This is a genomic window from Streptomyces varsoviensis (genome assembly GCF_000718635.1).
In the GTDB taxonomy this organism is placed as follows: domain Bacteria; phylum Actinomycetota; class Actinomycetes; order Streptomycetales; family Streptomycetaceae; genus Streptomyces; species Streptomyces varsoviensis.
On the sequence record NZ_JOBF01000010.1, the window covers coordinates 118,139 to 144,499 of the forward strand.

General features: G+C 72.9%; 25 protein-coding genes, 1 tRNA gene and 1 pseudogene. 12 read left to right on the forward strand and 15 right to left on the reverse strand.

Features of this window, described 5'->3' with window-relative positions:
* Positions 1-61: 61 nt before the first annotated feature.
* The 3 genes and pseudogenes from IF55_RS15970 to pdhA form a co-directional block, all read right to left on the reverse strand.
* Positions 62-1,522 carry a dihydrolipoamide acetyltransferase family protein gene (locus IF55_RS15970; protein WP_030888600.1) on the reverse strand — a complete coding sequence of 487 codons (1,461 nt, stop codon included), beginning with the start codon at positions 1,520-1,522 and terminating at the stop codon, positions 62-64.
* Entirely contained in the window at positions 1,522-2,568 is a 1,047-nt protein-coding gene (locus IF55_RS15975) for an alpha-ketoacid dehydrogenase subunit beta (protein ID WP_030888605.1), read from the reverse strand. The genes IF55_RS15970 and IF55_RS15975 overlap by 1 nt, the downstream gene beginning before the upstream one ends.
* A gap of 197 nt (positions 2,569-2,765) precedes the next feature.
* Positions 2,766-3,893: pseudogene (gene pdhA, locus IF55_RS15980) on the reverse strand (pyruvate dehydrogenase (acetyl-transferring) E1 component subunit alpha); the annotation flags it as partial.
* A gap of 187 nt (positions 3,894-4,080) precedes the next feature.
* On the opposite strand from pdhA, the gene IF55_RS15985 reads away from it, so the two are divergent.
* Entirely contained in the window at positions 4,081-4,578 is a 498-nt protein-coding gene (locus IF55_RS15985; protein ID WP_030888610.1) for an Lrp/AsnC family transcriptional regulator, read from the forward strand.
* Positions 4,579-4,689: 111 nt separating this feature from the next.
* Here the strand turns inward: IF55_RS15985 and IF55_RS15990 are convergent, their stop codons facing one another.
* Entirely contained in the window at positions 4,690-5,277 is a 588-nt protein-coding gene (locus tag IF55_RS15990; protein ID WP_030888613.1) for a TetR/AcrR family transcriptional regulator, read from the reverse strand.
* 2 nt (positions 5,278-5,279) lie between these two features.
* On the reverse strand, positions 5,280-6,809 hold the full coding sequence (locus IF55_RS15995) for a 3-hydroxyacyl-CoA dehydrogenase (protein ID WP_030888616.1): 1,530 nt from the start codon (positions 6,807-6,809) through the stop codon (positions 5,280-5,282).
* Positions 6,810-7,017: 208 nt separating this feature from the next.
* On the opposite strand from IF55_RS15995, the gene paaN reads away from it, so the two are divergent.
* The gene (paaN, locus tag IF55_RS16000; RefSeq protein WP_030888619.1) at positions 7,018-8,709 is read left to right on the forward strand and encodes a phenylacetic acid degradation protein PaaN; all 1,692 of its coding nucleotides are present in this window, start codon (positions 7,018-7,020) and stop codon (positions 8,707-8,709) included.
* A gap of 140 nt (positions 8,710-8,849) precedes the next feature.
* Here paaN and IF55_RS16005 read toward each other — a convergent pair whose 3' ends face one another.
* The 3 genes from IF55_RS16005 to IF55_RS16015 form a co-directional block, all read right to left on the reverse strand.
* Complete coding sequence (locus IF55_RS16005; RefSeq protein WP_030888623.1) at positions 8,850-9,629, reverse strand: TrmH family RNA methyltransferase; 780 nt, start codon at positions 9,627-9,629, stop codon at positions 8,850-8,852.
* Between the two features lie 88 nt (positions 9,630-9,717).
* Positions 9,718-11,055, reverse strand: coding sequence for an HTTM domain-containing protein (locus IF55_RS16010; protein ID WP_048832048.1), 1,338 nt, complete (start codon positions 11,053-11,055; stop codon positions 9,718-9,720).
* Positions 11,056-11,117: 62 nt separating this feature from the next.
* On the reverse strand, positions 11,118-11,783 hold the full coding sequence (locus IF55_RS16015) for a DUF5819 family protein (RefSeq protein WP_037966550.1): 666 nt from the start codon (positions 11,781-11,783) through the stop codon (positions 11,118-11,120).
* Between the two features lie 329 nt (positions 11,784-12,112).
* Here IF55_RS16015 and paaA point away from each other — a divergent pair, with 329 nt between their 5' ends.
* The 6 genes from paaA to IF55_RS16045 all read left to right on the forward strand — a co-directional run bounded on the left by paaA (position 12,113) and on the right by IF55_RS16045 (position 17,028).
* A complete protein-coding gene (gene paaA / locus IF55_RS16020; protein WP_030888631.1) occupies positions 12,113-13,078 on the forward strand; it encodes a 1,2-phenylacetyl-CoA epoxidase subunit PaaA in 966 nt (321 codons plus the stop codon).
* Positions 13,075-13,368 carry a 1,2-phenylacetyl-CoA epoxidase subunit PaaB gene (gene paaB, locus IF55_RS16025; protein WP_030888634.1) on the forward strand — a complete coding sequence of 98 codons (294 nt, stop codon included), beginning with the start codon at positions 13,075-13,077 and terminating at the stop codon, positions 13,366-13,368. Before paaA ends, paaB begins: the two co-directional genes overlap by 4 nt.
* The gene (gene paaC / locus IF55_RS16030; RefSeq protein WP_030888637.1) at positions 13,365-14,081 is read left to right on the forward strand and encodes a 1,2-phenylacetyl-CoA epoxidase subunit PaaC; all 717 of its coding nucleotides are present in this window, start codon (positions 13,365-13,367) and stop codon (positions 14,079-14,081) included. Before paaB ends, paaC begins: the two co-directional genes overlap by 4 nt.
* Entirely contained in the window at positions 14,075-14,566 is a 492-nt protein-coding gene (paaD, locus tag IF55_RS16035) for a 1,2-phenylacetyl-CoA epoxidase subunit PaaD (RefSeq protein WP_030888642.1), read from the forward strand. The genes paaC and paaD overlap by 7 nt, the downstream gene beginning before the upstream one ends.
* Positions 14,567-15,796: a 2Fe-2S iron-sulfur cluster-binding protein gene (locus tag IF55_RS40615; RefSeq protein ID WP_037966553.1), complete on the forward strand. Its 1,230-nt coding sequence runs from the start codon at positions 14,567-14,569 to the stop codon at positions 15,794-15,796.
* A gap of 95 nt (positions 15,797-15,891) precedes the next feature.
* A complete protein-coding gene (locus IF55_RS16045; protein ID WP_030888649.1) occupies positions 15,892-17,028 on the forward strand; it encodes an acyl-CoA dehydrogenase family protein in 1,137 nt (378 codons plus the stop codon).
* Between the two features lie 29 nt (positions 17,029-17,057).
* On the opposite strand, the gene IF55_RS16050 is transcribed toward IF55_RS16045, so the two are convergent.
* The 4 genes from IF55_RS16050 to IF55_RS16065 all read right to left on the reverse strand — a co-directional run bounded on the left by IF55_RS16050 (position 17,058) and on the right by IF55_RS16065 (position 21,485).
* Positions 17,058-17,402: a rhodanese-like domain-containing protein gene (locus tag IF55_RS16050; protein ID WP_030888651.1), complete on the reverse strand. Its 345-nt coding sequence runs from the start codon at positions 17,400-17,402 to the stop codon at positions 17,058-17,060.
* A 143-nt stretch (positions 17,403-17,545) separates the two neighbouring features.
* Complete coding sequence (locus IF55_RS16055) at positions 17,546-18,454, reverse strand: hypothetical protein (RefSeq protein WP_106980404.1); 909 nt, start codon at positions 18,452-18,454, stop codon at positions 17,546-17,548.
* 244 nt (positions 18,455-18,698) lie between these two features.
* Positions 18,699-20,138, reverse strand: coding sequence for a DUF2252 domain-containing protein (locus tag IF55_RS16060; protein ID WP_078644492.1), 1,440 nt, complete (start codon positions 20,136-20,138; stop codon positions 18,699-18,701).
* Between the two features lie 84 nt (positions 20,139-20,222).
* Positions 20,223-21,485 carry a hypothetical protein gene (locus IF55_RS16065; RefSeq protein WP_030888660.1) on the reverse strand — a complete coding sequence of 421 codons (1,263 nt, stop codon included), beginning with the start codon at positions 21,483-21,485 and terminating at the stop codon, positions 20,223-20,225.
* Between the two features lie 93 nt (positions 21,486-21,578).
* Between IF55_RS16065 and IF55_RS16070 the strand changes: the two genes are divergently transcribed.
* Positions 21,579-22,013 carry a MarR family winged helix-turn-helix transcriptional regulator gene (locus IF55_RS16070; protein WP_030888663.1) on the forward strand — a complete coding sequence of 145 codons (435 nt, stop codon included), beginning with the start codon at positions 21,579-21,581 and terminating at the stop codon, positions 22,011-22,013.
* A gap of 108 nt (positions 22,014-22,121) precedes the next feature.
* Here IF55_RS16070 and IF55_RS16075 read toward each other — a convergent pair whose 3' ends face one another.
* The gene (locus IF55_RS16075; protein ID WP_030888665.1) at positions 22,122-22,481 is read right to left on the reverse strand and encodes a winged helix-turn-helix transcriptional regulator; all 360 of its coding nucleotides are present in this window, start codon (positions 22,479-22,481) and stop codon (positions 22,122-22,124) included.
* A 136-nt stretch (positions 22,482-22,617) separates the two neighbouring features.
* On the opposite strand from IF55_RS16075, the gene IF55_RS16080 reads away from it, so the two are divergent.
* Together IF55_RS16080 and IF55_RS16085 are read left to right on the forward strand one after the other, a co-directional pair.
* Complete coding sequence (locus IF55_RS16080; protein WP_030888666.1) at positions 22,618-23,286, forward strand: FMN-dependent NADH-azoreductase; 669 nt, start codon at positions 22,618-22,620, stop codon at positions 23,284-23,286.
* Between the two features lie 175 nt (positions 23,287-23,461).
* Positions 23,462-23,797, forward strand: coding sequence for a helix-turn-helix domain-containing protein (locus IF55_RS16085; protein ID WP_048832031.1), 336 nt, complete (start codon positions 23,462-23,464; stop codon positions 23,795-23,797).
* Here the strand turns inward: IF55_RS16085 and IF55_RS16090 are convergent.
* Together IF55_RS16090 and IF55_RS16095 are read right to left on the reverse strand one after the other, a co-directional pair.
* Positions 23,788-24,630: a hypothetical protein gene (locus IF55_RS16090; protein WP_157854514.1), complete on the reverse strand. Its 843-nt coding sequence runs from the start codon at positions 24,628-24,630 to the stop codon at positions 23,788-23,790. The two genes, IF55_RS16085 and IF55_RS16090, sit on opposite strands and share 10 nt — an antisense overlap.
* A 435-nt stretch (positions 24,631-25,065) precedes the next feature.
* Positions 25,066-25,149 (reverse strand) — tRNA-Leu (locus IF55_RS16095).
* Between the two features lie 335 nt (positions 25,150-25,484).
* On the opposite strand from IF55_RS16095, the gene IF55_RS16100 reads away from it, so the two are divergent.
* Positions 25,485-26,351: an FHA domain-containing protein gene (locus IF55_RS16100; RefSeq protein ID WP_030888670.1), complete on the forward strand. Its 867-nt coding sequence runs from the start codon at positions 25,485-25,487 to the stop codon at positions 26,349-26,351.
* The last annotated feature ends 10 nt before the right edge of the window (positions 26,352-26,361 follow it).

Below are 26,361 nucleotides of genomic sequence, written 5' to 3' on the forward strand. Positions count from 1 at the left end.
CCGAGTATCACCACCCCCGTCTCTCCCTCACCCTGTCCCCTTTCCCCTTCGGCGTCGGGTGTCAGAGCGAGCGCAGCAGCACCGCCGGACGTTCCACGCAGTCGGCCACGTACCGCAGGAAGCCCCCGGCGGTGCCGCCGTCGCAGACGCGGTGGTCGAAGGTGAAGGAGAGCTGGACGACCTTCCGTACCGCCAACTCGCCGTCCACGGCCCATGGTTTGTCCGCTATCCGGCCCACGCCCAGCATCGCCGCCTCGGGGTGGTTGATGATCGGCGTCGAACCGTCCACCCCGAACACCCCGTAGTTGTTCAGCGTGAACGTCCCGCCGGTCAACTCCGCCGGGCTCAGCGCACCGGCCCGGGCCGCCTCCGTGAGCCGGGCCATCTCCTCGGACAGCGACACCGCGTCGCGCGCCTGCGCGTCCCGCACGACGGGGACGACCAGGCCGCGGTCCGTCTGCGCGGCGAACCCCAGGTGGACGGCCGGCAGCCGTACGATCTCCCGCGCGTCCGCGTCGACCATGGCGTTGAGCTCGGGGTACCGCGCGAGCGCGGCCGTGCAGATACGGGCCAGAACGGCGAGCAGCGAGACCTTCGGGCCCTCGGCCGCGTTCATCGCGGCCCGCGCCGCCAGCAGCTCGGTCGCGTCCGCGTCCACCCAGCACGTCGCGTCGGGGATCTCCCGGCGGCTCCGCGCCAGCTTGTCCGCGACCGCGCCCCGCACCCCCCGAAGCGGTACGCGCTCCACGTCCCGGCCGGTCGCCGTCGCCGGAGCAGCCGACCCGCCGGCCACCGGCTCCGCGCTCAGGCTCGCTCGCCGCTCTCCCAACTCCCTTATCGCGGCCTCGACATCCGCGCGCAGGATGAGCCCTTCCGGCCCGGAACCCGCCACCTCCCGCAGGTCCACCCCGCGCTCCCGCGCCATCCTCCGCACCAGCGGCGAGATCACCGCCACCGGCCCGGCCGCCGCGGCGGGACCCTGGCCCGTATCGGAACCGCCATCCGCTGCGGCAGGGCTCCCCACGCCCTCATTCACCAGGCCCTGCCGCGCGGAGGGTCGCAGCCGGCGGCGGCGTGCCGCCGGGGCGGCCGTGCCGTAGCCGACGAGCACATTGCCCGACCCCTCGACGCCGCCCATGTCGCCCGTGTCGCCCTTGCCGCCCACCGAACCCCCGCCGGCGCCCGCACCCGCGCCCGTACCGCCTGTTCCCGCACCCGCGCCCGTACCGGCGGAAGCGCCTCCCGAACCGCCGCCGTGCCCGCCCCGTTCGGCCGGCTCCCCCACCGCGACCGTCAACAGGGGCGAGCCCACCGGCCGTTCCGACCCCTCCTCGCCGAAGCGGGCCGTCACGACGCCCCCGTACGGGCACGGCACCTCGACCATCGCCTTGGCCGTCTCCACCTCGACCACCGGCTGGTCCACGGCGACCACGTCGCCGACCTCCACGAGCCAGCGGACGATCTCCGCCTCCGTCAGCCCCTCGCCGAGGTCCGGCAGGGTGAACTCGCGCACCACGGCCATCACCGAACACCGCCCTCGGTCCACTCGGACTCCCACTGCAAGCGGGCGACGGCGTCCAGCACCCGGTCCACGCCGGGCAGATGGTGCCGCTCCAGCATGGGCGGCGGGTACGGGATGTCGAACCCCGCCACTCGCAGCACCGGCGCGTCCAGATGGTGGAAGCACCGTTCGGTGATCCGCGCGGCGATCTCCCCGCCCGGCCCGCCGAACCCGGGCGACTCGTGGACGACGACGGCCCGCCCGGTGCGCCGTACGGACGCGCACACCGTCTCCTCGTCGAAGGGGACCAGCGAGCGCAGGTCGACGACCTCCAGGTCCCAGCCCTCGGCGGTGGCGGCCTCGGCGGCTTCCAGGCATACGGGCACGGACGGCCCGTAGGTGATCAGCGTCGCGGACGTGCCGGGCCTGCGCACGGCCGCCCGGCCGATCGGGTCCACCGGTTGCGGCCGGTCGGCGGGCCAGTCGGCCTTGGACCAGTACAGCCGCTTGGGCTCCAGGAAGACGACCGGGTCGTCGGACGCGATAGCGGCCCTGAGCAGCCCGTACGCGTCGGCGACCGTCGCCGGGGTGACCACATGGAGGCCCGGCGTCGCCATGTAGTACGCCTCGGAGGAGTCGCTGTGGTGCTCGACCCCGCCGATCCCCCCGCCGTACGGCACCCGCACCGTGATCGGCATCGGCAGCGCCCCGCGCGTCCGGTTGCGCATCCGGGAGACATGGCTGACCAACTGCTCGAACGCCGGGTAGGCGAAGGCGTCGAACTGCATCTCCACGACCGGCCGCAGCCCGTACATCGCCATGCCGACGGCGGCCCCGAGGATGCCCGCCTCGGCCAGCGGGGTATCCGTGCAGCGGTCCTCGCCGAACTCCTGGGCCAGCCCGTCCGTGACCCGGAAGACCCCGCCGAGCGCGCCGACATCCTCGCCCAGCACATGGATGGCCGGGTCCTCGGCCATCGCGTCCCGCAGCGCCCGGTTCAGCGCCTGCCCCATCGTCACGGGCTTGCGGGCCGTGTCGCGAGCCGTCTCCACTGCCGTAGTCGTCATCGTCGCTCCCCCTGCGAACTCTGCGATCCGTACGATCCCTGCGAACTCTGCGATCCCTGCGACCCGCGCGATCCGTGCGATGCCTGTGACCCGCGCGGCCCTTGTGCCGGCCGCCCAGCCGCCCGACCGACCGCCTGCCCCGACGCCTCCCCCGCCGACGCCTCCCGGGCCGGCTCCTCCACCGCTGACTCCGCCGCCTCCGGCTGCTGCTCCGCGGCCAGTTCGGCCCGCAGTTGGGCGGCCTGTTCCCGCAATTGAGCGGTCTGCTGCGCGTAGACGTTCGCGAAGAGGTCCATCGGGTCAAGCGCGGCGTCCTCGTTCATCCGGTCGCGTAGGTCGGCGGCCATCCGCTCGGCGGCGTCCCGCTCGGCCCGTATCCCCTCGTCGTCGATGAGGCCGCGCCTGGTCAGCTCGGCTTCCAGCAGCGCGATGGGGTCGTGGGCGCGCCACGCCTCGACCTCGGCGTCCGAGCGGTAGCGGGTGGCGTCGTCCGCGTTGGTGTGGGCCTCCACGCGGTAGGTGACGGCCTCCACCAGCGTCGGGCCGCCGTCGGCGCGGGCCCGCTCGACGGCCTCGCCGAGCACCTCGTGGACGGCGGCCGCGTCGTTGCCGTCCACGAGCCGGCCGGGCATGCCGTAGCCGACCGCCTTGTGGGCGAGGGAGGGGGCCGCGGTCTGCTTGGCGAGCGGCACGGAGATCGCGAAGCCGTTGTTCTGCACGAAGAAGACGACCGGCGCCCGCCAGACCGCGGCGAAGTTCAGCGCCTCGTGGAAGTCGCCCTCGCTGGTGCCGCCGTCGCCGACCATGGCGAGCGCGACGACCTCGTCCCCGGCCAGCCGCGCGGCGTGCGCGAGCCCCACGGCGTGCGGCAGTTGGGTGGCCAGCGGTGTGGAGAGCGGCGCGACGCGCCGCTCGCGCGGGTCGTACCCGGTGTGCCAGTCGCCGCGCAGCAGCGTCAGCGCGGCCACGGGGTCCAGGCCGCGGGCGACGACGGCGAGGGTGTCGCGGTAGCTGGGGAAGAGCCAGTCCTGCTCCTGGAGCACGAGGGCCGCCGCGACCTCGCACGCCTCCTGGCCGGTGGAGGAGGGGTAGACCGCGAGCCGGCCCTGCCGGGTGAGCGCCGTGGCCTGGGTGTTGTAGCGGCGGCCGCGCACGAGCCGGCCGTAGAGCCGGCGCAGCAGCTCCGGGTCCAGGCCGTCGGCGGCGGCGGTGCCCAGCACGCGATACGGCTCCGCGTCGGGCAGCAGCGGCGCGGCGTCGGTGCGCGGCTGCCAGGCGGGCGGCGGTGTGGGCCGGTAGGAGCCGGGCTGCTCAAGGACCGTCATGTCGAGCACCTCCTCGTATGGGCGGGCTGGGAGCACGCTGAGGCCGGGCCGCGCGGCGGCCCCGCTCTCCCTACCGATTGTTCGGTCGCCGGCACATTTTGGCTACAGGCGACCCGAGCCTGTGGACAAACGGTTCTCCACAGCCTGAGATATGAGCAGTACGTCCATCAGCGGGAGGCACGACGGCATGCGGGACGAACAGATGGCCGGATCTGGCGCCAGGCCGCCCGCCCGGCCTCTCGACGACATCGACCGCGACATCCTGCGCATACTCCAGGCGGACGGCCGCGCCTCGATACGGTCGGTGGCCGAAAGTGTGCACATCTCGCGCGCCAACGCCTACGCGCGTATCAACCGGCTGATCGACGACGGGGTCATCAGGGGTTTCAGCGCCCGCGTCGATCAGGAACGGGCCGGTCAGGGGGCGTCCGCGTACATCACCTTGAAGATCGTCCAGAACTCGTGGCGGAGCGTGCGCGAGAAACTGCAGGAGCTGCCGGGCGCCACCCACATCGCGCTGGTCAGCGGCGATTTCGATGTGCTGCTCCTCGTCCACACCGAGGACAACCGCGCCCTGCGCGAGCTGGTCCTCACCCGCCTCCAGTCGATGGAGGAGGTCCTGAGCACCCGCACCCTGCTGGTCTTCGAGGAGACCGATCTGCAGGAGAGCCAGGGGGAGCTGTAGGCGCGCGGGAGCGACGCGCGATGAGGGTGGGCGGTACGTAGAAGCCCGGCGGGAGCTGTAGGCGCGCGGGAGCGACGCCCCCGACGCTACCCCGGGGCGACGCCCCTGGCGCTACGTACGCAACCCCGCGAAGGCCATCCGCACCACCGCGTCCGCCACCTGCTCCCCTTCGGACGCCACGCCGTTGTGCGGCCGGTACCACTCGACAATCGAATTGATCATGCCGAAGAGCAGCCGGGTGGCGAGCCGGACGTCCACGTCCGCGCGCAGGTCGCCGTCGGCCGACGCCTGCTTCAGCAGCTCCGCGACCTCCTGGTCGAACTCGCGCCGCCGCTCCATCGCCCACCGCTCGGTGTCCGTGTTGCCCCGTACGCGCAGCAGCAGCGTGACGTAGGGCAGCTCGGCCATCAGCACCTCGGCGGTGCGCCGGGTCACGTGCTCCAGCCGGTCGACCGCGCGCCCCTCGGCCGCACCGGGCTCCTGGAGGATGCCGAAGAGGCCGTCCAGCGCGCGGGCTATGGCGAGGCGGAGCAGTTCCTCCTTGCCCTTGACGTGGTGGTAGATCGAGGACTTGGAGATCCCCGCCGCCTTGGAAAGGTGCTCCATGGAGGTGCCGTCGTAGCCGCGCTCGTTGAACACCTGGACGGCGACCGCGAGCAGCGATTCGGGCGTATAGGTGTCGCGCTTGGCCATGGTCATGATTAGAGCACCTTGCGTTCGGCGGCCGCACGGCGGCGCAACGCCGGGGACGCCCCGTAGCGGCCGGTCGGGTACGCGTAGTGCAGCGCGTCCAGAACGCACTCCAGCCATGTCGCGCCGAGCCGGCCGGCCCACTCCAGCGGCCCGCCGGGGTAGTTCACGCCGAGCCGCATGGCGGTGTCGACGTCCTCCGGGCCGGCCACGCCGCGCGCCACCGCGTCGAGCGCGAAGTCCACGATCATCGCGACCGTCCGTACGACGATCATGCCGGGCACGTCGTCTATGACGCTGACCTGCTTGCCGAGCGCCTGGAAGAGGCCGATCGCCTCGTCCACGTCCTCGGGCGCGGCGGAGTCCGCGGGCGCGAGGACGATCCGGGTGGCGGCCCGGTAGTCGAGCGAGAGGTCGAAGTGGATGTACGTGCCGGACTCGTCGTCCGAGGCCGCGCCGCCGTCGGAGAGCCGCAGCAGCGCCCCGCCGGGCAGCTCGATACGGCCCTTCCAGTCCGCCGGGTCGCCGTCCCGTACGACCTTGATCCCGGCCTCCTCGATCAGCTCGCGGAGCACATCGGCGGGGCCCAGGGAGCCCTCGATCGTGACCTCGCGCGGGGCCCGGCGGGGCTCGGCGGTGTGCGGGGCCGGGGGCGTGGCGCCCGCGCCGTGGTCGTACCAGCCGCGGCCCGACTTGCGGCCGTGCAGCCCGGACTCGACGAGGCGGCGCTGGGCGAGCGAGGGCGTGAACTTCGGGTCGTGGAAGAAGGACTCCCATACGGACCGGGTGACGGCCTCGTTGACGTCCTGGCCGATGAGGTCGGTCAGTTCGAAGGGCCCCATCTTGAAGCCGCCGCTCTCGCGCAGCGCCGCGTCGATGGTGGCGGGGTCGGCGGCGCGCTCCTCGTACACGCGGAACGCCTCGGCGTAGAAGGGCCGGGCCACGCGGTTGACGATGAAGCCGGGGGTGTCCGCGCACCGCACCGGGGTCTTGCCCCAGGCGGCGACCGTCGCGTACGCCCGGTCGGCGGCGGCTGCGTCGGTGGCGGAGCCGCGGACCACCTCGACGAGCGGCAGCAGCGGCGCCGGGTTGAAGAAGTGCAGGCCGGCGAAGCGGCCGGGCGTCCGCAGCGCTCCGGCGACGGCGGTCACGGAGAGGGAGGAGGTGTTCGTGGCGAGCAGACAGGCGTCCCCGACGAACTCTTCGAGTTCGGTGAACAGCTTCTGTTTGACCGCCGGGTCCTCCACGACCGCCTCGATGACGAGCTCGGCGTCGGCGAGTTCGGCGAGCGCCCGCGCCGGGTGGAGGCGGGCGCGGGCCGCGTCGCGGTCGGCGGCCGTGAGCCGGCCCTTCTCCACGAGCCGGTCCAGGCGCGCCGCGATGGACGCCGCCGCCTCCGCGGCGCGGCCGGGCGCGGCGTCGTACAGCCGGACCGGGTGGCCGGCGACCAGCGCGACCTGGGCGATTCCCTGGCCCATGGTGCCGGTCCCGACCACGGCGACGGTGCCGGTGACGGTGCTGCTGCGGTCGATTGCGCTCATGCCGCTGATCCTCCCCGATGAGTTGTCCACAGGTTCGCCAGGCCCCCTTGCCCCGACCGATCGTTCGGTTAATCTAGCGGTGTTGTCTCCGTTCCGCGTCCCCGCGGCAGCCGCGGGGCCGGCCCACCGCCCGCCCGTCTCCACTACCGCCCGCCCAGGGAGCGCGCCCGCGCCCCTTGCCACCGGCTCGACGAGGAGTTGGTCAGTCGTGACCGCCGAGCTCACCCCCGCGCAGTTGATCGAGAAGCACCGACCCACCCTCGACCAGGCTCTGGACGCGATCCGCAGCCGCGCCTACTGGTCGCCCCACCCCGAGCACCCGAAGGCCTACGGCGAGGGCGGCAGCCTGAGCGCGGCCGACGGGCAGGCGGCCTTCGACGCCCTGCGCGGCGCGCGGTTCGAGCTGGACCAGCCGGGCAGCGACGGCTGGACGGCCACGGAGCTGTCGCCGTACGGGCTGGAGCTGGGCATCGAGTATCCGCACGCGGACGTGGACGCGCTGCTGCCCGCCATGCGGACCGGGATGGCCGCCTGGCGCGAGGCGGGGCCCGAGGCGCGGGCCGCGGTCTGCCTGGAGATCCTCGCGCGCATCAGCGCCCGTACGCACGAGTTCGCGCACGCGGTCATGCACACCAGCGGCCAGGCGTTCATGATGGCGTTCCAGGCGGGCGGCCCGCACGCCCAGGACCGCGGCATGGAAGCCGTGGCCTACGCGTACGAGGAGCAGACCCGCACGCCCCGCACGGCCGACTGGTCCAAGCCGCAGGGCAAGCGCGACCCGCTCGAACTGCGCAAGGAGTTCACGGCCGTGCCGCGCGGCATCTCGCTGCTGGTCGGCTGCAACACCTTCCCCACCTGGAACGGCTACCCGGGCCTGTTCGCCTCCCTCGCCACGGGCAACGCGGTGCTCGTCAAGCCGCACCCGCGCGCGGTGCTGCCGCTCGCGCTCACGGTCCGCATCGCGCGCGAGGTGCTCGCCGAGGCGGGCTTCGACGCGAACCTGGTCGCCCTGGCCGCCGAGCGGGAGGGCGAGGGCATCGCCAAGGTCCTGGCCCAGCGGCCCGAGGTCCGCATCATCGACTACACCGGCTCCACCGCCTTCGGGGACTGGCTGGAGAGCCACGCCCCCCAGGCGCAGGTCTTCACCGAGAAGGCCGGCGTCAACACCGTCGTCATCGACTCCACCGACGACTACAAGGGCATGCTCTCCAACCTGGCCTTCTCCCTGTCGCTCTACAGCGGCCAGATGTGCACCACCCCGCAGAACCTCCTCATCCCCCGCGACGGCATCACCACGGACGCGGGGCGCAAGACGTACGACGAGGTGGTCACCGACCTCGCGGCCGCCGTCGACGGGCTGCTGGGCGACGACGCGCGGGCGAACGCCCTGCTGGGCGCGATCGTCAACCCGCAGGTCAAGGAGCGCGTGGAGGCGGCGGCCGGGCTGGGCGAGGTGGCGCTGGCCTCCCGGACGATCACCAACCCCGACTTCCCGGGCGCCACGGTCCGTACGCCGGTCATCGTCAAGCTCGACGGCGCGAAGCCCGACGCCGAAGCCGCCTATCTCACCGAGCACTTCGGCCCGGTGTCCTTCGCCGTCGCCGTCGACTCGGCCGCCGACGGGGTGGATCTGCTGCGCCGCACGGTGCGCGACCGCGGCGCGATGACGGTCGGCGCGTACACCACGTCGCCGGAGGTCGAGAGCCTGGTGGAGGAGGCGTGCCTGGAGGAATGCGCCCAGTTGTCGCTGAACCTGACCGGCGGGGTGTACGTCAACCAGACCGCGGCGTTCTCCGACTTCCACGGCTCGGGCGGCAACCCGTCGGCCAACGCGGCGCTGTGCGACGGGGCGTTCGTGGCGTCCCGGTTCCGCACGGTCGAGGTGCGCAAGCCCGTGTGAGCATCACGGCCCACGGCCCGGGGCGGGGCGCGGGGGCGGGTGCCGGAGGGCGGGCGGGGCGTGCCGGCTCCGGACCCGCTCCCGTCCCCGGGCCCGCCCCTGGAGCCATTTCGACCCCGCCCCGGGCCCGGGGACGGCCGTTACGCGGCGGCGTTCTCCTGGGCCCCGGGCGAGGTGCCGCCCCAGTGGAAGAGGGCCATGGCCACGCTGGTGGCGAGGTTGTAGCTGGAGACCTGCGGCCGCATGGGCAGCGACACGAGCCGCTCGGCGCGCTCGCGCAGCTCGGGTGAGATGCCATGGCGTTCGGAGCCGAAGGCGATGAGCGCGTCATCGGGGATGGCGAGGGACCGGATGTCCTCGCCCTCCGGGTCCAGCGCGTACAGCGGTCCGGGCGGCAGATCGTCGAGCGGCAGCCGTTCGACGGCGGTGGCGTAGTGCAGGCCGGCCCCGGCCCGTACGGCGTTGCCGTGCCAGGGATCGAGGTCCCCGGTGGTCACGACGCCCGTGGCGCCGAAGCCGGCGGCGAGCCGGATCACCGCGCCGACGTTGCCGAGGTTGCGGGGGTTGTCCAGGACGACGACCGGCGCGGGGCGGGGCAGTTCGGCGAGCCGGTCCAGATTGGCGTGGCGCCCGGGGCGGACCGCGAGCGCCGCCACGCCGGTGGGGTGGAGCCTGGGCACCAGCTCGCGCAGGGTGGCGGCGGGCACCTCGATGACGGACCGGCGGATCTCCTCGGTGAGGTCGTCGGCCAGTTCGTCCGCCAGTGTCAGGACGGCGTCCTTGTCCGCGGCGAGCGCCAGCGGCACGTCCGCGCCGAACCGCAGGGCGTGTTTGAGCGCGTGGAATCCGTCGAGCAGTACGGCGCCGGGCGCGCTCGCCCGCCATCGCTCCGCGGCGGCCGGCGCCTCGTCTTCGATCATTGCCTCAGCCTACGGAGGCGGCCTCATGAGGCGTCGGGCGACACCGGCGCCCCAGGCGGCTCACGGGCGAGGGGCGCGGTCCCGGACGTCAGCCCACGAGCGTACGGGGCGCCGCCTCACCGTCGCCCGTGCGCTGTTCGGGCAGCGACGGGCGGCGGCCGGCGGGCAGGCGGTCGCGGAGGCCGCCGAGCCGGCGGCCCGCCGCGCGCAGGAAGTTCGTCGGCAGGAAGACCGCGTCCGCCGTGATCATCGCGAGGGAGAAGAAGGGCAGCCCCAGGAAGAACGCGATGGAAAGGTGCTCCACGATCATCAGGGCCAGCAGCACGTTCTTGATCCGCCGGTTGAAGAGCGTGAAGGGGAAGGCGACCTGCACGATGACCGTCCCGTAGGTCACCGCCATCGTGATGAGGCCGCTGCTGGTGAGGGCGTCGGCCAGCGCGGGCCACGGCGAGAAGTAGTCGAGGTGCATCGGGTAGAAGAGCGCGGTGCCGTCCTGCCAGCGGGAGCCCTGGACCTTGTACCAGCCCGCCGTCGCGTAGATCAGACAGACCTGCACCATGATCACCAACAGCGCGCTGTTGTGCGCGAGGTGGGCGAACGCGTCGAGCACGGTGCGCGGCTCCCCCGGCGCGTACCGCCGCGCCAGCCACCACGCCGCATATACGAGCCACAGCCCCCACAGCACCGTCGCCCAGCCGAGCCCTGGGAGCGGGCCGTTCGCCGTCCAGGACAGGTGAGAGACGCCCAGGAACTGGGCCGTGCCCAGGGCGAGGCCCGCGACGGCCCACAGCACGACGCCCGTCGTGTCCCGGTCCGGCCCCCGGCCGCCGCCGCGCCGGGCCCGCCGGGCGTCCAGCGACCACACCTGGCCGCAGCGGGTGAGGACCAGGTACATCGACATCAGGTGGATGACGTTGTCGCCGCCGTCGCCGACGAAGACGCTGCGGTTCTGGAGCGACAGCACGCCCAGCATGAACAGCACGGACATCGTGCGAGTGCGCCAGCCGAGCAGCAGCAGCGCGCTGGAAACGATGGCCAGGCAGTAGACGGCCTCGAACCAGAAGGCGCCGTCCGACCACATCAGGGCCGTGAAGGAGTGGTTGTCGTCGACCAGCCGCCGGGCCATGTCCCAGTCCCACGTGCCGTCCGGCCCGTACAGCTCGTGGCGGTGCGGCCACTCGCGCACCAGGAAGAACAGCCAGGTGAAGGCGTATCCGATGCGGATGACAGCGGTCTGGTACGGGCCTAGGGACGTCCCGGTGACGCGGGCGAGGCCGCCGGTGAGCGCCCGGTCGAGGCGGACGGCGAGCGGCGCGGAGGAGGAGGGCCGAGCGGCGGGGGGCGGGGTGACGGAGAGCCCGGCGTCGGACGGTTCGGAGGGCTGGGCCGCGGACGGCGCGAAGGCCGGTGGTTCGGAGGCCGGCATTTCCGCGCCGTTCGGCTCGGCGTCGGCCGGCTCCTCGGCCCGCGGCGGCGTAGGGGAGTCGGTCACCGGTTCTTCGCCTCCGGGAGGTCGGCGGTGGTCACCGGCCACCAGGCCAGTTCGTGGTACGCGGGCTTGAGGTCGGTCTTCTCGTCGCTCCAGGGCGGCGGGGCGACGTTGGTGGTCGCCGAGCGCACCTGAACGCGCTGCACCGCCCCGCCGTCGCGCTCCGCGCCGAGGCGGAACAGCACCACGCGCCGGAGGTACCGCTCGGTCAGGTCGCCCCGCAACCCGTTCGGCCGATCCTCGGCGTCATGGTTGGCGAGGTAGGCGTCCCAGGCCCGCCGGAGCTCGTTCTGCTGGGTGTGGCTGGGCAGCACGTTGTGCCGGATGGCGGCGGCGTCCCGCGCCGAGAGGTCGATCCAGTCGCCGGTCGTGAGGCGCCCGTCCGCGCGGCGCACCTCGGTCCGCGCCTGCACGGCGACGTTCTGTTGCAGGGGGTTGGGCGCGAACAGCTTCCAGTTCTGCTCGAACTCCGGGTACACGTAGTCGTCGACGGCCGCGCCGTGCTGCTTGGTGACCGTATTCGAGGGCGTGACCTGCAAGAACATCATGACGATATGGATGGTCGCGGCAACGGTCGCGGCCGCGACGCCGAGGGCCACGGCGATGCGCGACGGCAGGGACAGCGCGGCGATGCCGCGTGATCGCTCATGGTCGTCCGGCTCCACACCCGCCCCGCTCCCGCGCCCTGTTCGCTTCTGGTGCTCTCGTCTGCTCGTGTTCCCGCGCCTTCCGCTTCCCGTGCTGCCTTCCCGCTCCCCGTGCTGCCTTCCGCCTCACGCGGCCCCCTGCGCCCGCGGGGTTCACGGCACGGTACCCACGCCCCTGTGCCGAGCACAGCACTCCTGCGGTTATCCACAGGCTTGACACCCTACGAGCGCGCGGCACACCATTGAACCGAACGATCGGTCGGTTGGCTCGGGTGCGGGAGCGCCCGGATACCGCCTGCCGTCCAGTGACCCGACGACACATCCAGTGGAGAGCCAGGGGGCACCGCATGACGACGATGGCGCCGGACACCGAAGCGGCGTACGAGCCGGCCCTGGAAGCGGCATTCGACGCCACCGTGGCCGCGGACGAGCGCGTCGAACCACGGGACTGGATGCCGGACGCCTACCGCGCCTCGCTGGTGCGGCAGATCGCGCAGCACGCCCACTCCGAGATCATCGGCATGCAGCCGGAGGCCAACTGGATCACCCGCGCGCCCTCGCTGCGGCGCAAGGCGATCCTCATGGCCAAGGTCCAGGACGAGGCCGGGCACGGCCTGTACCTCTACAGCGCGGCGGAAACCCTCGGCACCAGCCGCGACGAGCTGCTCGACAAGCTCCACGCCGGCCGCCAGCGCTACTCCTCCATCTTCAACTACCCCACCCTGACCTGGGCCGACGTCGGAGCCATCGGCTGGCTCGTGGACGGCGCCGCCATCACCAACCAGGTCCCCCTCTGCCGCTGCTCCTACGGTCCGTACGCCCGGGCGATGGTGCGGATCTGCAAGGAGGAGTCCTTCCACCAGCGCCAGGGGTACGAGCTGCTCCTCGCCCTGAGCCGGGGCACCCCCGCCCAGCACGCCATGGCCCAGGACGCCGTGGACCGCTGGTGGTGGCCGTCCCTGATGATGTTCGGCCCCCCGGACGACGAGTCCGCGCACTCCGCCCAGTCCATGGCCTGGAGGATCAAGCGCCACTCCAACGACGAGCTGCGCCAGCGCTTCGTGGACATCTGCGTCCCCCAGGCCGAAGCGCTCGGACTCACCCTCCCCGACCCGGACCTCACCTGGAACGAGGAGCGGGGGGCGTACGACTTCGGCCCCATCGACTGGTCCGAGTTCCACGAGGTGCTGCGCGGCAACGGGCCGTGCAACGAACAGCGCATCGCCCAGCGCCGGCGCGCCCACGACGAGGGCGCGTGGGTCCGCGAGGCAGCGAGCGCGTACGCCGCCAAGCACGGGGAGGCACGGGCATGACGACATCCCGATCGGACTGGCCGCTCTGGGAGGTGTTCGTGCGCAGCCGCCGCGGGCTGTCCCACACCCACGCCGGCAGCCTGCACGCACCGGACGCCGAGATGGCCCTGCGCAACGCGCGCGATCTGTACACCCGCCGCTCCGAGGGCGTCTCGATCTGGGTGGTGCCGTCCGCCGAGATCACCGCCTCCTCGCCGGACGAGAAGGACCCGTTCTTCGCCCCGGCCGCCGACAAGCCCTACCGCCACCCGACGTTCTACGAGATCCCCGAGGGGGTGCGGCACCTATGAGCAGCCCATCCACGGCGGCCGCGCTCGCCCTCGGCGACGACGCGCTCGTCCTCTCCCACCGGCTGGGCGAGTGGGCCGGGCACGCGCCCGTGCTGGAGGAGGACGTGGCGCTGGCCAACATCGCCCTGGACCTGCTGGGCCAGGCGCGGCTGCTGCTCTCCCTCGTCGGCGACGAGGACGAGCTGGCCTACCTCCGCGAGGAGCGCGCCTTCCGCAACACCCAGTTGGTCGAGCAGGAGCGCGGCGACTTCGCGCACACCATCGCCCGGCAGCTCTACTTCTCCACCTACCAGGCGCTGCTGTACGGGCAGTTGGCCGACGGCATGGGCCCGCTCGCCCCGATCGCCGCGAAGGCCGCCAAGGAGGTCGCCTACCACCGCGACCACGCCGAGCACTGGACGCTGCGGCTCGGCGACGGCACCCCCGAGAGCCATGACCGCATGCAGCGCGGCCTGGACGCCCTGTGGCGGTACACGGGCGAGCTCTTCGAGCCCGTCGATGGGCTGGAGGTGGATACCGCCGCCCTGCGCGAGGGCTGGCAGGCCGGCATCACCGATGTCATCGAGCGAGCCACGCTGACGGTGCCGACCGGCCCGCGGCGAGGAGGCTGGAGCGCGGGCGGCGGGCGGCGGGGCATCCACACCGAGGTGTTCGGCCGGATGCTCGCCGAGATGCAGCATCTGCACCGCAGCCACCCGGGGGCGACATGGTGACCGACACGCCCCTAGAAGCGGAGCTGCGCGCGCTGGCCGGCTCGGTGCCGGACCCCGAGCTGCCCGTCGTCACCCTCTCCGAGCTGGGCGTACTGCGCGACCTGCATGTGCTCGGGCCCGGCCGGGTCGAGGTCGAGCTGACCCCCACCTACAGCGGCTGCCCGGCCATAGAGGCGATGTCGTCGGACATCGAGCGCGTGCTGCACGACCACGGCATACCGGAGGTCGAGGTCCGGACGGTCCTCTCGCCGCCCTGGACCACGGACGCCATCAGCGCCGAAGGCCGCCGCAAGCTCGCGGAGTTCGGCGTCGCGCCGCCGCGGCCGACGCCCAGCGGGCCCGTCGCGCTCCGGCTGGCCATCCGCTGCCCGCACTGCGGCTCGACCGACACCACCTTGCTGAGCCGCTTCTCGTCCACGGCCTGCAAGGCGCTGCGCCGCTGCGAGTCGTGCCGTGAACCCTTCGACCACTTCAAGGAGTTGTAGATGGCCGGGGCCCGCCACGGCGCCTTCCACCCGCTGCGGGTGGCGGCGGTCGACCGCCTCACCGACGACGCGGTCGCCCTCACCCTCACCGTGCCCGGCGAACTGCGCACGACGTTCCGTTACGCGCCGGGCCAGCATGTCGCGGTGCGGCTCTTCGTCGACGACACGGAGGTCCGGCGCACGTACTCGATCTGCGCGCCGGTGACCGACCCGGACGGGCCGCGGTCGCTGCGTGTCGGGGTGCGGCGGGTCGAGGGCGGCGAGTTCTCGACGTACGCGCTCAAGGAGCTGTCCGTCGGCGACACGGTGGACGTGATGGCGCCGGCCGGGCGCTTCGTCCTGGAGCCGAGAGCGGGCCGCTTCGCGGCGGTGGTCGGCGGCAGCGGCATCACGCCGGTGCTGTCCATCGCGGCGACGCTGCTCGCGCGCCGGACCGACGCGAGTTTCTGCCTGATCCGCAGCGACCGCACGGCCGCGTCGACGATGTTCCTGGAGGAGGTGGCCGACCTCAAGGACCGCTACCCCGACCGGTTCCACCTGGTGCACGCGCTCTCCCGTGAGGAGCAGCAGGCGGGCCTGGCGTCCGGGCGGCTGGACGAGGAGCGGCTGTCGTCGCTGCTCCCCGCGCTGCTGCCGGTGGCGGAGGTGGACGGCTGGTTCCTGTGCGGGCCGTACGGGCTGGTGCGGAGCGCCGAACGGGCGCTGCGCGGGCTCGGGGTCGACCGGCGGCGGGTGCATCAGGAGATCTTCCACGTGGACGACGGGACGGCCGCGACACCGCTGGAGGCCACAGCGACGACCGCAGGCCCAACCGCAGGCACGGGCACCGGCACGGCTACGGCCGTGGGCATAGGCGCGACGGCCACAGGGACGGGCAGAGGCGCGACGGCGGCCGGGGCTACGGCCGCGGGACCGGCGGCCGCGGCTCAGGCATCCGCGGGTCCGGCGGCCGCGCGCAGCTCGGTCACCGCCAAGCTGGACGGCCGCAGCGGTGACTGGCCGGTGCTGGAGGGGGAGTCGCTGCTGGACGCGGTGTTGCGCAACCGCGCCGACGCTCCGTACGCGTGCAAGGGCGGGGTGTGCGGCACCTGCCGGGCGTTCCTGGTCTCGGGCGAGGTGCGGATGGACCGGAATTTCGCGCTGGAGCCGGAGGAGGTCGAGTCGGGGTATGTGCTGGCCTGCCAGTCGCATCCGGTGACGGAGAGGGTGGAGTTGGACTTCGACCGCTGAACCCCATTCCCAATTCCTGCAACCTGTTCTACCTTGACGACCCGTCAGCTCAATCGGGTTCGTCGGGTCAGTCGGGGTGTGCGGGAGGACAGGCAGTGGACTTCACCTTCACCGAGGAGCAGCAGGCGGCCGCCGAAGCGGCGAAAGCGGTCTTCTCCGGCGTCGCCCCCGACGGCGTGCCCAGCCCGGCGCTGACCGCGGGCGCCGTCGCCGACGACTTCGACCGGCCGCTGTGGCGCCGGCTCGCCGAGGCCGACCTGCTGAGCCTGCTCCTCGCGCCGGAGCACGGCGGGGCGGGGCTCGACGCCATCGCGCTCGCCCTCGTGCTGCGCGAGTCCGCCAAGGTGCTCGCCCGGGTGCCGCTGCTGGAGACGAGCGCCGCTGCGCTGGCGCTGGAGACCTACGGGAGCGAGGCGGCGCGCTCCGCACTCCTGCCGGGGGTCGGGCGCGGGGAGGTCGTCATCACCGTCGCGTCCAACGGCCGTACGGGCCACGATCCGGCGGAGCTCTCCGTGGCGGCGCGCCAGGACGGGGACGAGTGGGTGCTCGACGGCGTCCACACCGCGGTCCCCTGGGCCCAGGCGGCGGACCTGATCCTGCTGCCCGCCCACACCGGCGAGGGGCGCGCCGTCCTCGCCCTCGTCCCCCGCGACCACGACCGGCTCACGCTGGCCGACCAGTTCTCGACCAGCGGCGAGCGGTACGCGCGACTGGAGCTCGACGCCGTACGCGTCCCGGCGCGGGACATGATCACCGTGGACGGCTGCTGGGAGTGGCTGCGCTGCCTCCTCGCCACCGGCACCTGCGCGCTGGCGCTCGGGCTCGGCGAGGCCGTGCTGTCCATGACCAGCGACTACGCGGGCAAGCGCGAGCAGTTCGGCCACCCCATCGCCACGTTCCAGGCCGTCGCCGTCCAGACCGCCGACCGCTACATCGACCTGCGCGCCATGGAGGCCACCCTCTGGCAGGCGGCCTGGCGCCTCGGCGACCCGGCGGCCGGCGGGCCGCTGCCGACCGCCGCGGACGTCGCCGTCGCCAAGATCTGGGCGGCGGACGGGGTGCGCCGCGTCGTGCAGAGCGCGCAGCACCTGCACGGCGGGTTCGGCGCGGACACCGACTACGCGCTGCACCGCTACCACGCCTGGGCCAAGCAGGTGGAGCTCTCCCTCGGCCCGGCCGCCGCCCACGAGGAGGCCCTGGGGGACCTCATCGCGGCCCACCCCCTCGGCTGAACAGCCCGGGCCGCCTCGCTGAGCTGCGGCTAGATGACCGCGCCGGGGCCGTTCGCGCCGTCCGTCACGGGGCGGCCGGAGGCGGCCCAGTGCTGCATGCCGCCGGCGACGTTCACGGCGTCCAGCCCCTGCTGCAGCAGGTACTGGGTGACCTGGGCGGACCGGCCGCCGGAGCGGCAGATCACATACACCTTGCCGCCCTCCGGGGCGCGCTCGGTCAGCTCGCCGTAGCGGCCGACGAAGTCGCTCATGGGGATGTGCAGCGCGCCCTCGGCGTGGCCGGCCGCCCACTCGTCGTCCTCCCGGACATCCAGCAGGAAGCCGTCGGACGGCACGGACGCCGCGTCCACCTCGGGGACCTGGGCGAAATTCATGGGAAGCCTCTCTCGGTTCGGCGTTTCGGCGTTTCGGGGTTCGGATCGCATGTGGTGCGGGTGGGGGGCCTGTTGCGGATGGTTCCTGGGTGCGGAGGTCGGGCCGACCTGAGCTGAGCCGGCCCGGGCCGGGCCGGAAGAAGCTACCCGACCAGGGAGGCCAGATAAGCCTCCCGCTCGGCGACCTGTGCCAGCAGCCGCTCCGCGATCTCCTCCAGCAGCCGGTCCGGGTCGTCCGGCGCCATCTTGATCATCGCGCCGATCGCGCTGCTCTCCAGGTCGGCCGCCACCGCCGCCAGCAGCTCCTTGCGCTGGGCGAGCCATTCCAGCCGCGCGTACAGCTCCTCGCTCCGGCTCGGCCGCCGCTCCTCGGCCGCCGGGCCGGCCGCCCACTCGTCGGCGAGCGTGCGCAGCGCCTCCTCGTCGCCGTCCCCGTACGCGGCGTTGACGCGCACGATGAACGCCTCGCGCCGCTCCCGGTCCGCCTCGTCCCGCGCCAGGTCCGGGTGCGCCTTGCGGACCAGCTCCCGGAAGACGCGCCGCGCCTCCTCGCTCGGCCGCACCCGCTTGGGCGGCTGCACCGGCCGCTCCGTGAGCATCGAGGACGCCTCGGGGGACAGCCCCTCGGAGTCCATCCAGCCCCCGAACAACTCGTCCACCTGGGGCATCGGCTGCACCATCGCCCGCGCCTCTTGTGCGCGCCGGATGTCCTCCGCGTCACCCGTACGGGCCGCGACGGTCTCCGCGACCAGCGCGTCCAGCTCGTCGAGGCGCGAGTACATCGGGCCGAGCCGCTGGTGGTGCAGGCGGGAGAAGTTCTCCACCTCCACCCGGAACGTCTCGACCGCGATCTCGAACTCGATCAGCGCCTGCTCGGCCGTCCGCACCGCCTGCTCCAGCCGGTCCGTAGCCCGCTCCCCATCCTCGGCCCCCGGGCCGCCGGACGGGACGCCTTCCGCGTCTCCCGTCATGCCGCCCGCCCGGCCCGCGGCCGCGTCTGCGGAGTGGTCTTCGGCCTCTGGCTGCGCCTGCTCGGCTTCCGGGTTCGTCACCCGTACAGCGTCTCAAACGAGCCGGGGTTTCCCCGGCCCGGCCCAGGTTTCCGGACACGGATTCCCTCATACCGAACCCCGGCCCGTACGCGATACCGACCCTCGGCCCGTACGCGATACCGAACCCCGGCCCGTACGCGACCGCCGACGCCTCCGACACGCCCAAAGGCCGCTCCCGCGGGTCAGGCGAAGCCCGCGGCGTGCCCCGCCCCCCCTTCGCCCCCACCTCGGGCCCCGTGCCCCCTCACACCCCCGTCTCGGCCCCGATCCGGCCGTCCCGTATCGCCTCCACCAGTTCCGCGTGGTCCGCCTCCACTCGGTCCGCGTACGCCACCGCGAAGGAGGCGACGGCCTCGTCCAGTTCGTCGTTCTTGCCGCAGTACCCGCCGATCAGCCGTGGGTCGACGCTGTGCGCGTGCGCCCGCGCCAGCAGCGCGCCGGTCATGCGACCGTAGTCGTCGATCTGGCCGGGTTCGAGGGCGGCCGGGTCGACGCTCGCCTGGCGGTTGCGGAACTGCCGGACCTGGTACGGCCGCCCCTCGACCGTCGTCCAGCCGAGCAGCATGTCGCTGACGGTCTGCATCCGCCGCTGCCCCAGCACGACGCGCCGCCCCTCGTGCGCGGCCCCGGGTATCGCGAAACCGGCCTTGCCGACATGCGGCAGCAGCGCCGACTGCCGGGCCTCCTTCACCTGAAGCACCACCGCCTCGCCCCGGTGGTCCAGGAGCAGCACCACGTACGAGCGCAGCCCGACGCTCCCCGTGCCGACCAGCCGGAACGCCACATCGTGCACCGCGTACCGGCCCAGCAGCGGCAGCCGGTCCTCCGGCAGCGACCGCAGATACCCGCCGAGCCCCCCGGCCACGGCCGCCGCCTCGTCGTCCGGTATCCGCCGCAGCACCGGCGGCGCGTCGACGAACCGGCGCGTGCCGTCCGGCAGCGGCCGCGTCGACCTCTCGGCGAAGCGCGCCCCGGTGTTGCGCCGCGCCTTGTCGGCGACGCGCTCCAGCACGCCCGCCAGGTCCCGCGCGTCGGCGTGCGAGACGAACTCCTCATCGGCGACGGCGCTCCACGCCTCGGCGGCGGGCAGCTTGGCCAACAGCCGCATCGTGCGCCGGTACGCGCCGACGGCGTCCCGCGCCGCGTCCCGGCAGGCGTCCTCGGCCGCGCCGGTCTCCCGGCCGGCCACCACCAGCGAGACCGCGAGCCGCTTGAGGTCCCACTCCCAGGGGCCGTGCACCGTGTCGTCGAAGTCGTTGAGATCGATGACGAGCCGGCCCTGCGCGTCCCCGTACAGCCCGAAGTTGGCGGCGTGCGCGTCCCCGCATAGCTGCGCGCCCGCGCCCGTGACGGGCGTGGTCGACAGGTCGTACGCCATCAGCCCGGACGTGCCGCGCAGGAAGGCGAACGGGGAGGCGGCCATCCGGCCGACCCGTATCGGCACCAGCTCCGGCAGCCGTCCGGCGTTGGACTCCTGGACCGCCTCGACCGCACCCGGCCGCCCGGCCCCGATCTCCAGCTCGGCGTGGTCGCGGCGCGCCACACGCCCCCGCAGCGCCTTGCCGGCGGCCTTCGGCGACTCGGCACCGCCACCTGAGCCCCTGTCCCGCGGTGTTTCTCCCGGTGTGTCTCCCGGTGTGTCTCCCAGCCGGGCGAACCCCGGTACGTACGGCAGACGCGCCATCGCGGCCACCTCCCCCTTCACCCCATGGCACAACGTCACGCAACGTCACCTGTCCATGACCGTACCGCCCCCCACGGACAACGGTCAGACGCCGACCGCCTCTTCCATCTCCTCTTCCCGCTCCTCCTGCTCCCGCTGCTCCCGCGTCTCCTCGACGCCGCCCCGTACCCGCTCCGAGCCCTCCTCGGCCGCCTCCGCCGAGTCACCCGACACAGCCCCCGCGGCCCCCACGGAAGCGCCCCCGGCCCCCGCAGAAGCGGTACCGGCCGCCCGCCGCGACTCCACGACCCCGCCGGCGCCGAGCACCGCCAGCGCCGCGACGAGCCACAGGGCCAGCGTCCAGACGTGCCCGCCCAGCCCGGCGCCGTCGAAGTAGACGAGACCGCGCGTGCCCTCCAGGAAGCCGGCGCCGTTCCAGAAGGCGTGCAGCGCGGCGAAGAACCCGTTCTGCAACTCGGGCCGGAACACCCCGCCGGCGCTGGTGAAGTTGAGCATCACGAAGAGCACCATCACGCCGAGCGTGGTCCACCGCTTGAGGAAGACGTGCAGGCCGACGCCGATCAGCACGATGCCCGCCGAGTAGAGCCAGGCCAGGCCCCACACCCCCCACAGCCCGTGGTCGACGAGGTGGAAGACCGGCCCGGCGAAGAGCGTGCCGATGACGCTGACCACGAGCGACACGCCGGCCGCGAGGAGCGCCCGCAGCCGCATCGGCAGCGCGGCGCCCGCCCCGCCGAGCACGGCGACGGACGCGTACGAGCCGATGCTGACCGCGACCAGCAGGAAGAAGAGGCCCTGCCCGGTCGGGTCGCCCGGCGCGGTTGGCACGACATCCGTGACCTTGAGCGGCGCGCCCCGTTCCGCCGCGACGGGCGTGAAGACCTTCTGCACGACGGAGGCGGTGGTGTCCGAACCGGCCGTGGCGACCAGCAGCTCCGGCGCCCCGCCGGCGGATCCCGCAACGCCCCCGGCACCCGCGACGCCGGAGCCCGCGGCGCCCCCGGTACGCGCCCCGCCCCCGCCGCCCGGGACGTACGCACCGAAGATGTCCCGCTCCTTGAGCTGCCGCACCGCCTCGCCCCGGTCGGCGACCGTACGGACCGTCAGGTCGCCGCCCGACTTGTCGTTGATCGTCTGCGCGAGCACTTGGGCGCTCGGCCCGGAGCCGACGACCGCGACGGGCAGGTGGTGCGGCGACGGGTGCGCGAAGGCGCCCAGATAGGCGAATCCCATCCCCACGCACATCAGGAGCGGGGTGATCAGGTGGGTGAGGACGTGGCGCAGGGCGGCGGCGTCGCCGGAACGGCGTGCCGGGCCGGCCGGACCGGCACGGTGGGCGGAACTCATGGGGCGGCCTTCTCGAACATCAACTAATGGTTGGCTTCTACAACTCTTACTTCGGGTTGTACTGTACAACCAGTTGAACGGAAAGGCAGCACCGTGTCCCATCGAGACGACTCCGTCGAGACGATCCAGCGCGAGCTGACCGCGTTCGCCCGCCGGGCCCGCGCGACGGCCGCCCGGATGCACCCCGAACTCTCGCTGGTCTCCTTCACCCTCCTGGCCCACCTGGAGGACCAGCGGGGATGCCGCGCCACCGACCTCGCCGCGCACTACCTGCTCGACAAGTCCACCGTCAGCCGGCAGGTCTCCGCGCTGGAGCGGCTCGGCTTCGTCGAGCGCCGCGTGGACCCGGACGACCACCGCGTCCAGGTGCTGCATCTCACCGACGAGGGCGCCGAAATGCTCGCCAACGTCACCGCCAGCCGCCGCGTCGCCTTCCACGAGCGCCTGGCCGACTGGGACGAGGCCGACCTCGACCGCTTCGCGTCCTACCTGCTGCGTTACAACGCCGCGCAGGAAGCCGTCGAGTGACCGAAGGAGTGAACAACACCAGAAGGCACCCCACCCACGCCGCCCGCGTCACGCACGCCGCAGCGCACCCCGCACCCTCCCCACCCCGCCCCTCCGGCCCCGGCGCCGCTACCGCAGCGCCTCCGGACACCCGCCCCCGTCGGCCAGATGCTTCTCCGCCCACCGCCCCAGCTCCTTGAGCGCGGGCTCCAGCGCCTCGCCCGCGGCGGTCAGCCGGTAGGCGACGCGCAGCGGCGGCCCCTCCTCGACCTCCCGCACCACCAGCCCCACCCCGGTCAACTCCGCGAGCCGGTCCGACAGCATGCGTTCACTGATCCCCGGAATCGCCCGCCGCAGCTCGGCGAAGCGCACCTCCCCCGGCATCAGCGTGGCCACAATCAGCCCCGTCCAGCGCTTCCCGAACAGCTCGAAGACGCGTGTCATCCCCGTGCCGACGCTCTTGCACACCTGCGCATCGTGGTCCGCCATATGAACAGCGTACTGCTTTCTCGTTCGGGGCTGCACAAAAGTAAGCTACTGTGTTACCAATAGTTCCGTACGCGGGCATGGCGCGCACGGCTGCGCACGCACCGCCCCCATCGACGCACTCCCCCCTGGAGCCATCATGGCAACGCTGCTGCACATCGACTCGTCCCTCTTCCCCGACGGCACCTCGGTCTCCCGCTCCGTCACCGCCGCCTTCCGCGACGCCTGGCTGGCCGAGCACCCCGAGGGCACCGTCGTCCACCGCGACCTGAGCGCCAACCCGCTGCCGCACTTCGACGCCGCCGCCTCGTCGGCCGGCTCCGTCGACCCGGCCGAGCACACCCCGGAGCAGAAGGCCGCCGCCGCCCTGCGCACCGAGCTGGTCGAGGAGCTGGAAGCCGCCGACGCGGTGGTCATCGGCGCACCCATGTACAACTTCACGATCCCCTCCACGCTCAAGGCGTGGCTGGACCAGGTGTTCATCATCGGCCGCACGGCCGGCTCGGAGCAGTCCATCGCGGGCGTCCCGGTCACCGTCGTCGCCAGCCGCGGCGGCTCGTACGCCCCCGGGACCCCGCGCGAGGAGTTCGAGTTCGTCCAGAACTACCTGGAGAAGATATTCACCTCGCTCGGCGTCGAGCTGGACTTCATCGTCCCGGAACTGACCCTGGCCAAGGCCAACCCGGCGATGGCCGACCTCATCCCGCTCGCCGAGAAGTCCCGCGCCGAGGCCTTCGAGGCCGCCGCCGCGAAGGGCAAGGCGATCGCCGCCGCCCACGCCGAGTCCACTGCGGCAACGCGGAGTTGAGAATGACCGAAAACCGTCGGCCACCCCGTAGCCGCTGGTCAGCGCGGGGTGGCAGGCGGTATTGGGTGGCGTTGGCGCAATCTTTAGCTGAAACTAAGCTTTTAGCCCTGCCTAAAGGTGGCATGCTTCTCTAGGTAAGCGCGCCAGAGACCACCGAAGCCATTGGGGGTACGCCATGGCCTGGCGAAACAGTGCCGAGCAGGGCCGTGCCGCTGAGTTGGCGGGTGCCCGGCTGGCGAGACAGGCGACGGCGTCCCTCGCGGGGCTGCTCGCCGAGCGCGGCATGACCCGCAAGGACCTGGCCGACTGTCTGGGAGTATCCCCCGGACGAGTCAGTCAGATCCTGTCCGGCGACGAGAACCTCACGCTGAGGTCGCTGGCCGCCGTCGCGGAGTCACTCGACGCCCGCGTGGAAATATCGTTCTACGACCCGTCCCCGGCGGAGCGCCAGGAGCCCCCGGAGACCACCGAGGCCGACGCGACACGCAGCTTCGTGGCGACCTACCGCTGACCCCGGCCCCTGGCCCCGGCCCGTAGCAGGGCGGCCAGTCTCCGTCTGCGGGGCCGCGGGACGCCGGGCAGGACCACCGTGTGCCGCAGCGGCAGGTGCCGCCCTCTGAGTTCGGAGATCTTGCGGTCGCCGCTGCGCTTCCCGTAGGTGTGTGCCAGCTCCAGCAGATGCCGGCAGTACTGCTCGGCCTCCCCGAACGCCCGCTTCGCGCGCCGCTCCTCCTCGCGGGTGCGCGGCCGGCCCTGCTGGAGACAGGTCTTGCCGATGTCCGCCTCGGCCTTGGCCCACCGCTGCGCCGCCGACTGCACGTCCTTGTAGCGGTCGAGGATCTCGCGCCGGAGAGTGCTGCGGCTGCGGCTCGTACGCCCGCGCACATCGACCCGCATCAGCAGGTACCGCTTGACCTCGTCGGAGAAGAGGTCAAGGTCCCAGCAGTCATGGAAGCCGTGGACCAGCCGGTCGCACCAGTCGGCGCGGTCCTCCTGGAGCCGGCGCGCGAGGCTGGCGAGGAGCAGCGAGTCGCCCAGCGTCAGCACGGCCATGAGGGCGCGCCCGCTCGTCTGCTCGCCCCGGCCGCGGGGGACCACACCGGAACCGGCCACCGCGCCCACCGCGATCGGCGGCACGCTCGACGCGTTCGGCAGCAGCAGGCCGCTGGCCAGCGCCGCCACCCCGGAGGTCCACAGCACGACACAGCCCGCGAGCGCCGCGGAGCGGGCCGTACCGAGCAGGCGCCCGTCCTCACGGAAGCGGTAGACCAGGCCCACCCACGCCACGCCCGCGCACACCCCGGCGGGCAGCAGCCACTCCGTCAGCCAAGACGCCTGGCCCAACGCCACATCGTCCCCCACTCCGGTACTCCGGTCACAGACGACGAGGCTCTCCACGCACCCGAATCGGCGAAGTCCGAACCAGCGGCGCCCCAACCGCACACTCAACGCGACTTGACGCCACACGCAGCGCCCCAGTGCGACTACAGGTCGATGCTCCCACCACGGCCCCGCCGACATGCGGCGATCCGGCCACGTCCCCCCAGGAGAGAAAGATTCCCGCCAACAATGGAGCCAACAATGCAGCCGCCAATGGGGCCGGCAACGAAAGAGACCAGGCCGCGAACGCGCCTGACGGAATCGCGAGCGCGTCTCACGGCGCCGCGAGCGCGCCCCGCCGTGGCACACCGGCCGCCGGACCACGGGAAGCCGCCGGACAACGAGAAACGGGCCCCACCGGCGACTTCCGTCACTGGTGAGACCCGTATCACTGATACGTGCGCGAGGGGGGAGTTGAACCCCCACGCCCTTTCGGGCACTGGAACCTGAATCCAGCGCGTCTGCCTATTCCGCCACCCGCGCATGGGTGCTGTCTTCTCAACTCTCTCACAGCTTCCGAACTGGCCTGTCCGGGTCTGGTGCGAGCGCCTTCCGACATCCAGAAGATTAGCACGCCGGTGGGGGTGGATTCACATCCCTTGTCGAGCGCCCGCTCCCTCGGCGACCACCCCGGTTGCGGGACACTGAGTTGAGGCCGCCTCTACGATCCCTAGTGGAACCTCGCGGAGACGTCCTGGAACGCGACACTCGTCACTCCTGACTCCAAAGGGGAACCAGCCGTTTCCACGGCGCGTGGATACGATCAGTAAGCAGTATCAGGACGACACTCGGCCCGACACCGAGGAAGGAGGTGCCCGGTGGGAGTTATGAAGCGCTTCGAGCAGCGTCTCGAAGGTCTCGTGAACGGCACCTTCGCCAAAGTATTCAAGTCCGAGGTGCAGCCCGTCGAGATCGCGGGCGCGCTTCAGCGTGAGTGCGACAACAACGCCACCATCTGGAACCGCGACCGCACCGTCGTGCCCAACGACTTCATCGTCGAGCTCAGCGCCCCGGACTTCGACCGGCTGAGCCCGTACTCCGGCCAGCTCGGCGACGAGCTGTCCGGAATGGTGCGCGACTACGCCAAACAGCAGCGCTACACCTTCATGGGCACCATCAGGGTGCACCTGGAGAAGGCCGACGACCTCGACACCGGCCTCTACCGCGTCCGCAGCCGCACTCTCGCCTCCAGCGAGAGCCAGCAGCCGCCGACCGACAACAACCCGTACGCGGAGCGGGCCACCGCGCCGCGCTCCGGGCCCGGCGGCCATGTCGGTGGAGGCGGCGGCGGATACCCCGCGCAGCCCGCCGGCGCGCCCCCCATGCCCTCGGCACCGCCCCCCGGAGCCGCCCGCCCCGCGCCCCGTACGGGCGCGCCCGGCGCCGGCCCCCTGCCGAGCGGGCAGACCCGCCGCTGGATCGAGATCAACGGCACCCGCCACCAGATCTCCCGGCCCACGCTCGTACTGGGCCGCAGCACCGAGGCGGACGTACGCATCGACGACCCGGGCGTCTCCCGCAGGCACTGCGAGATCCGGGTCGGCACCCCCGCGACAATTCAGGACCTGGGGTCCACAAACGGCATCGTGGTGGACGGGCAGCACACCACCCGCGCTACGCTCCGCGACGGCTCGCGGATCGTCGTGGGCAGTACCACCATCGTTTACCGGCAAGCCGAAGGGTGAAGCGGGGGCA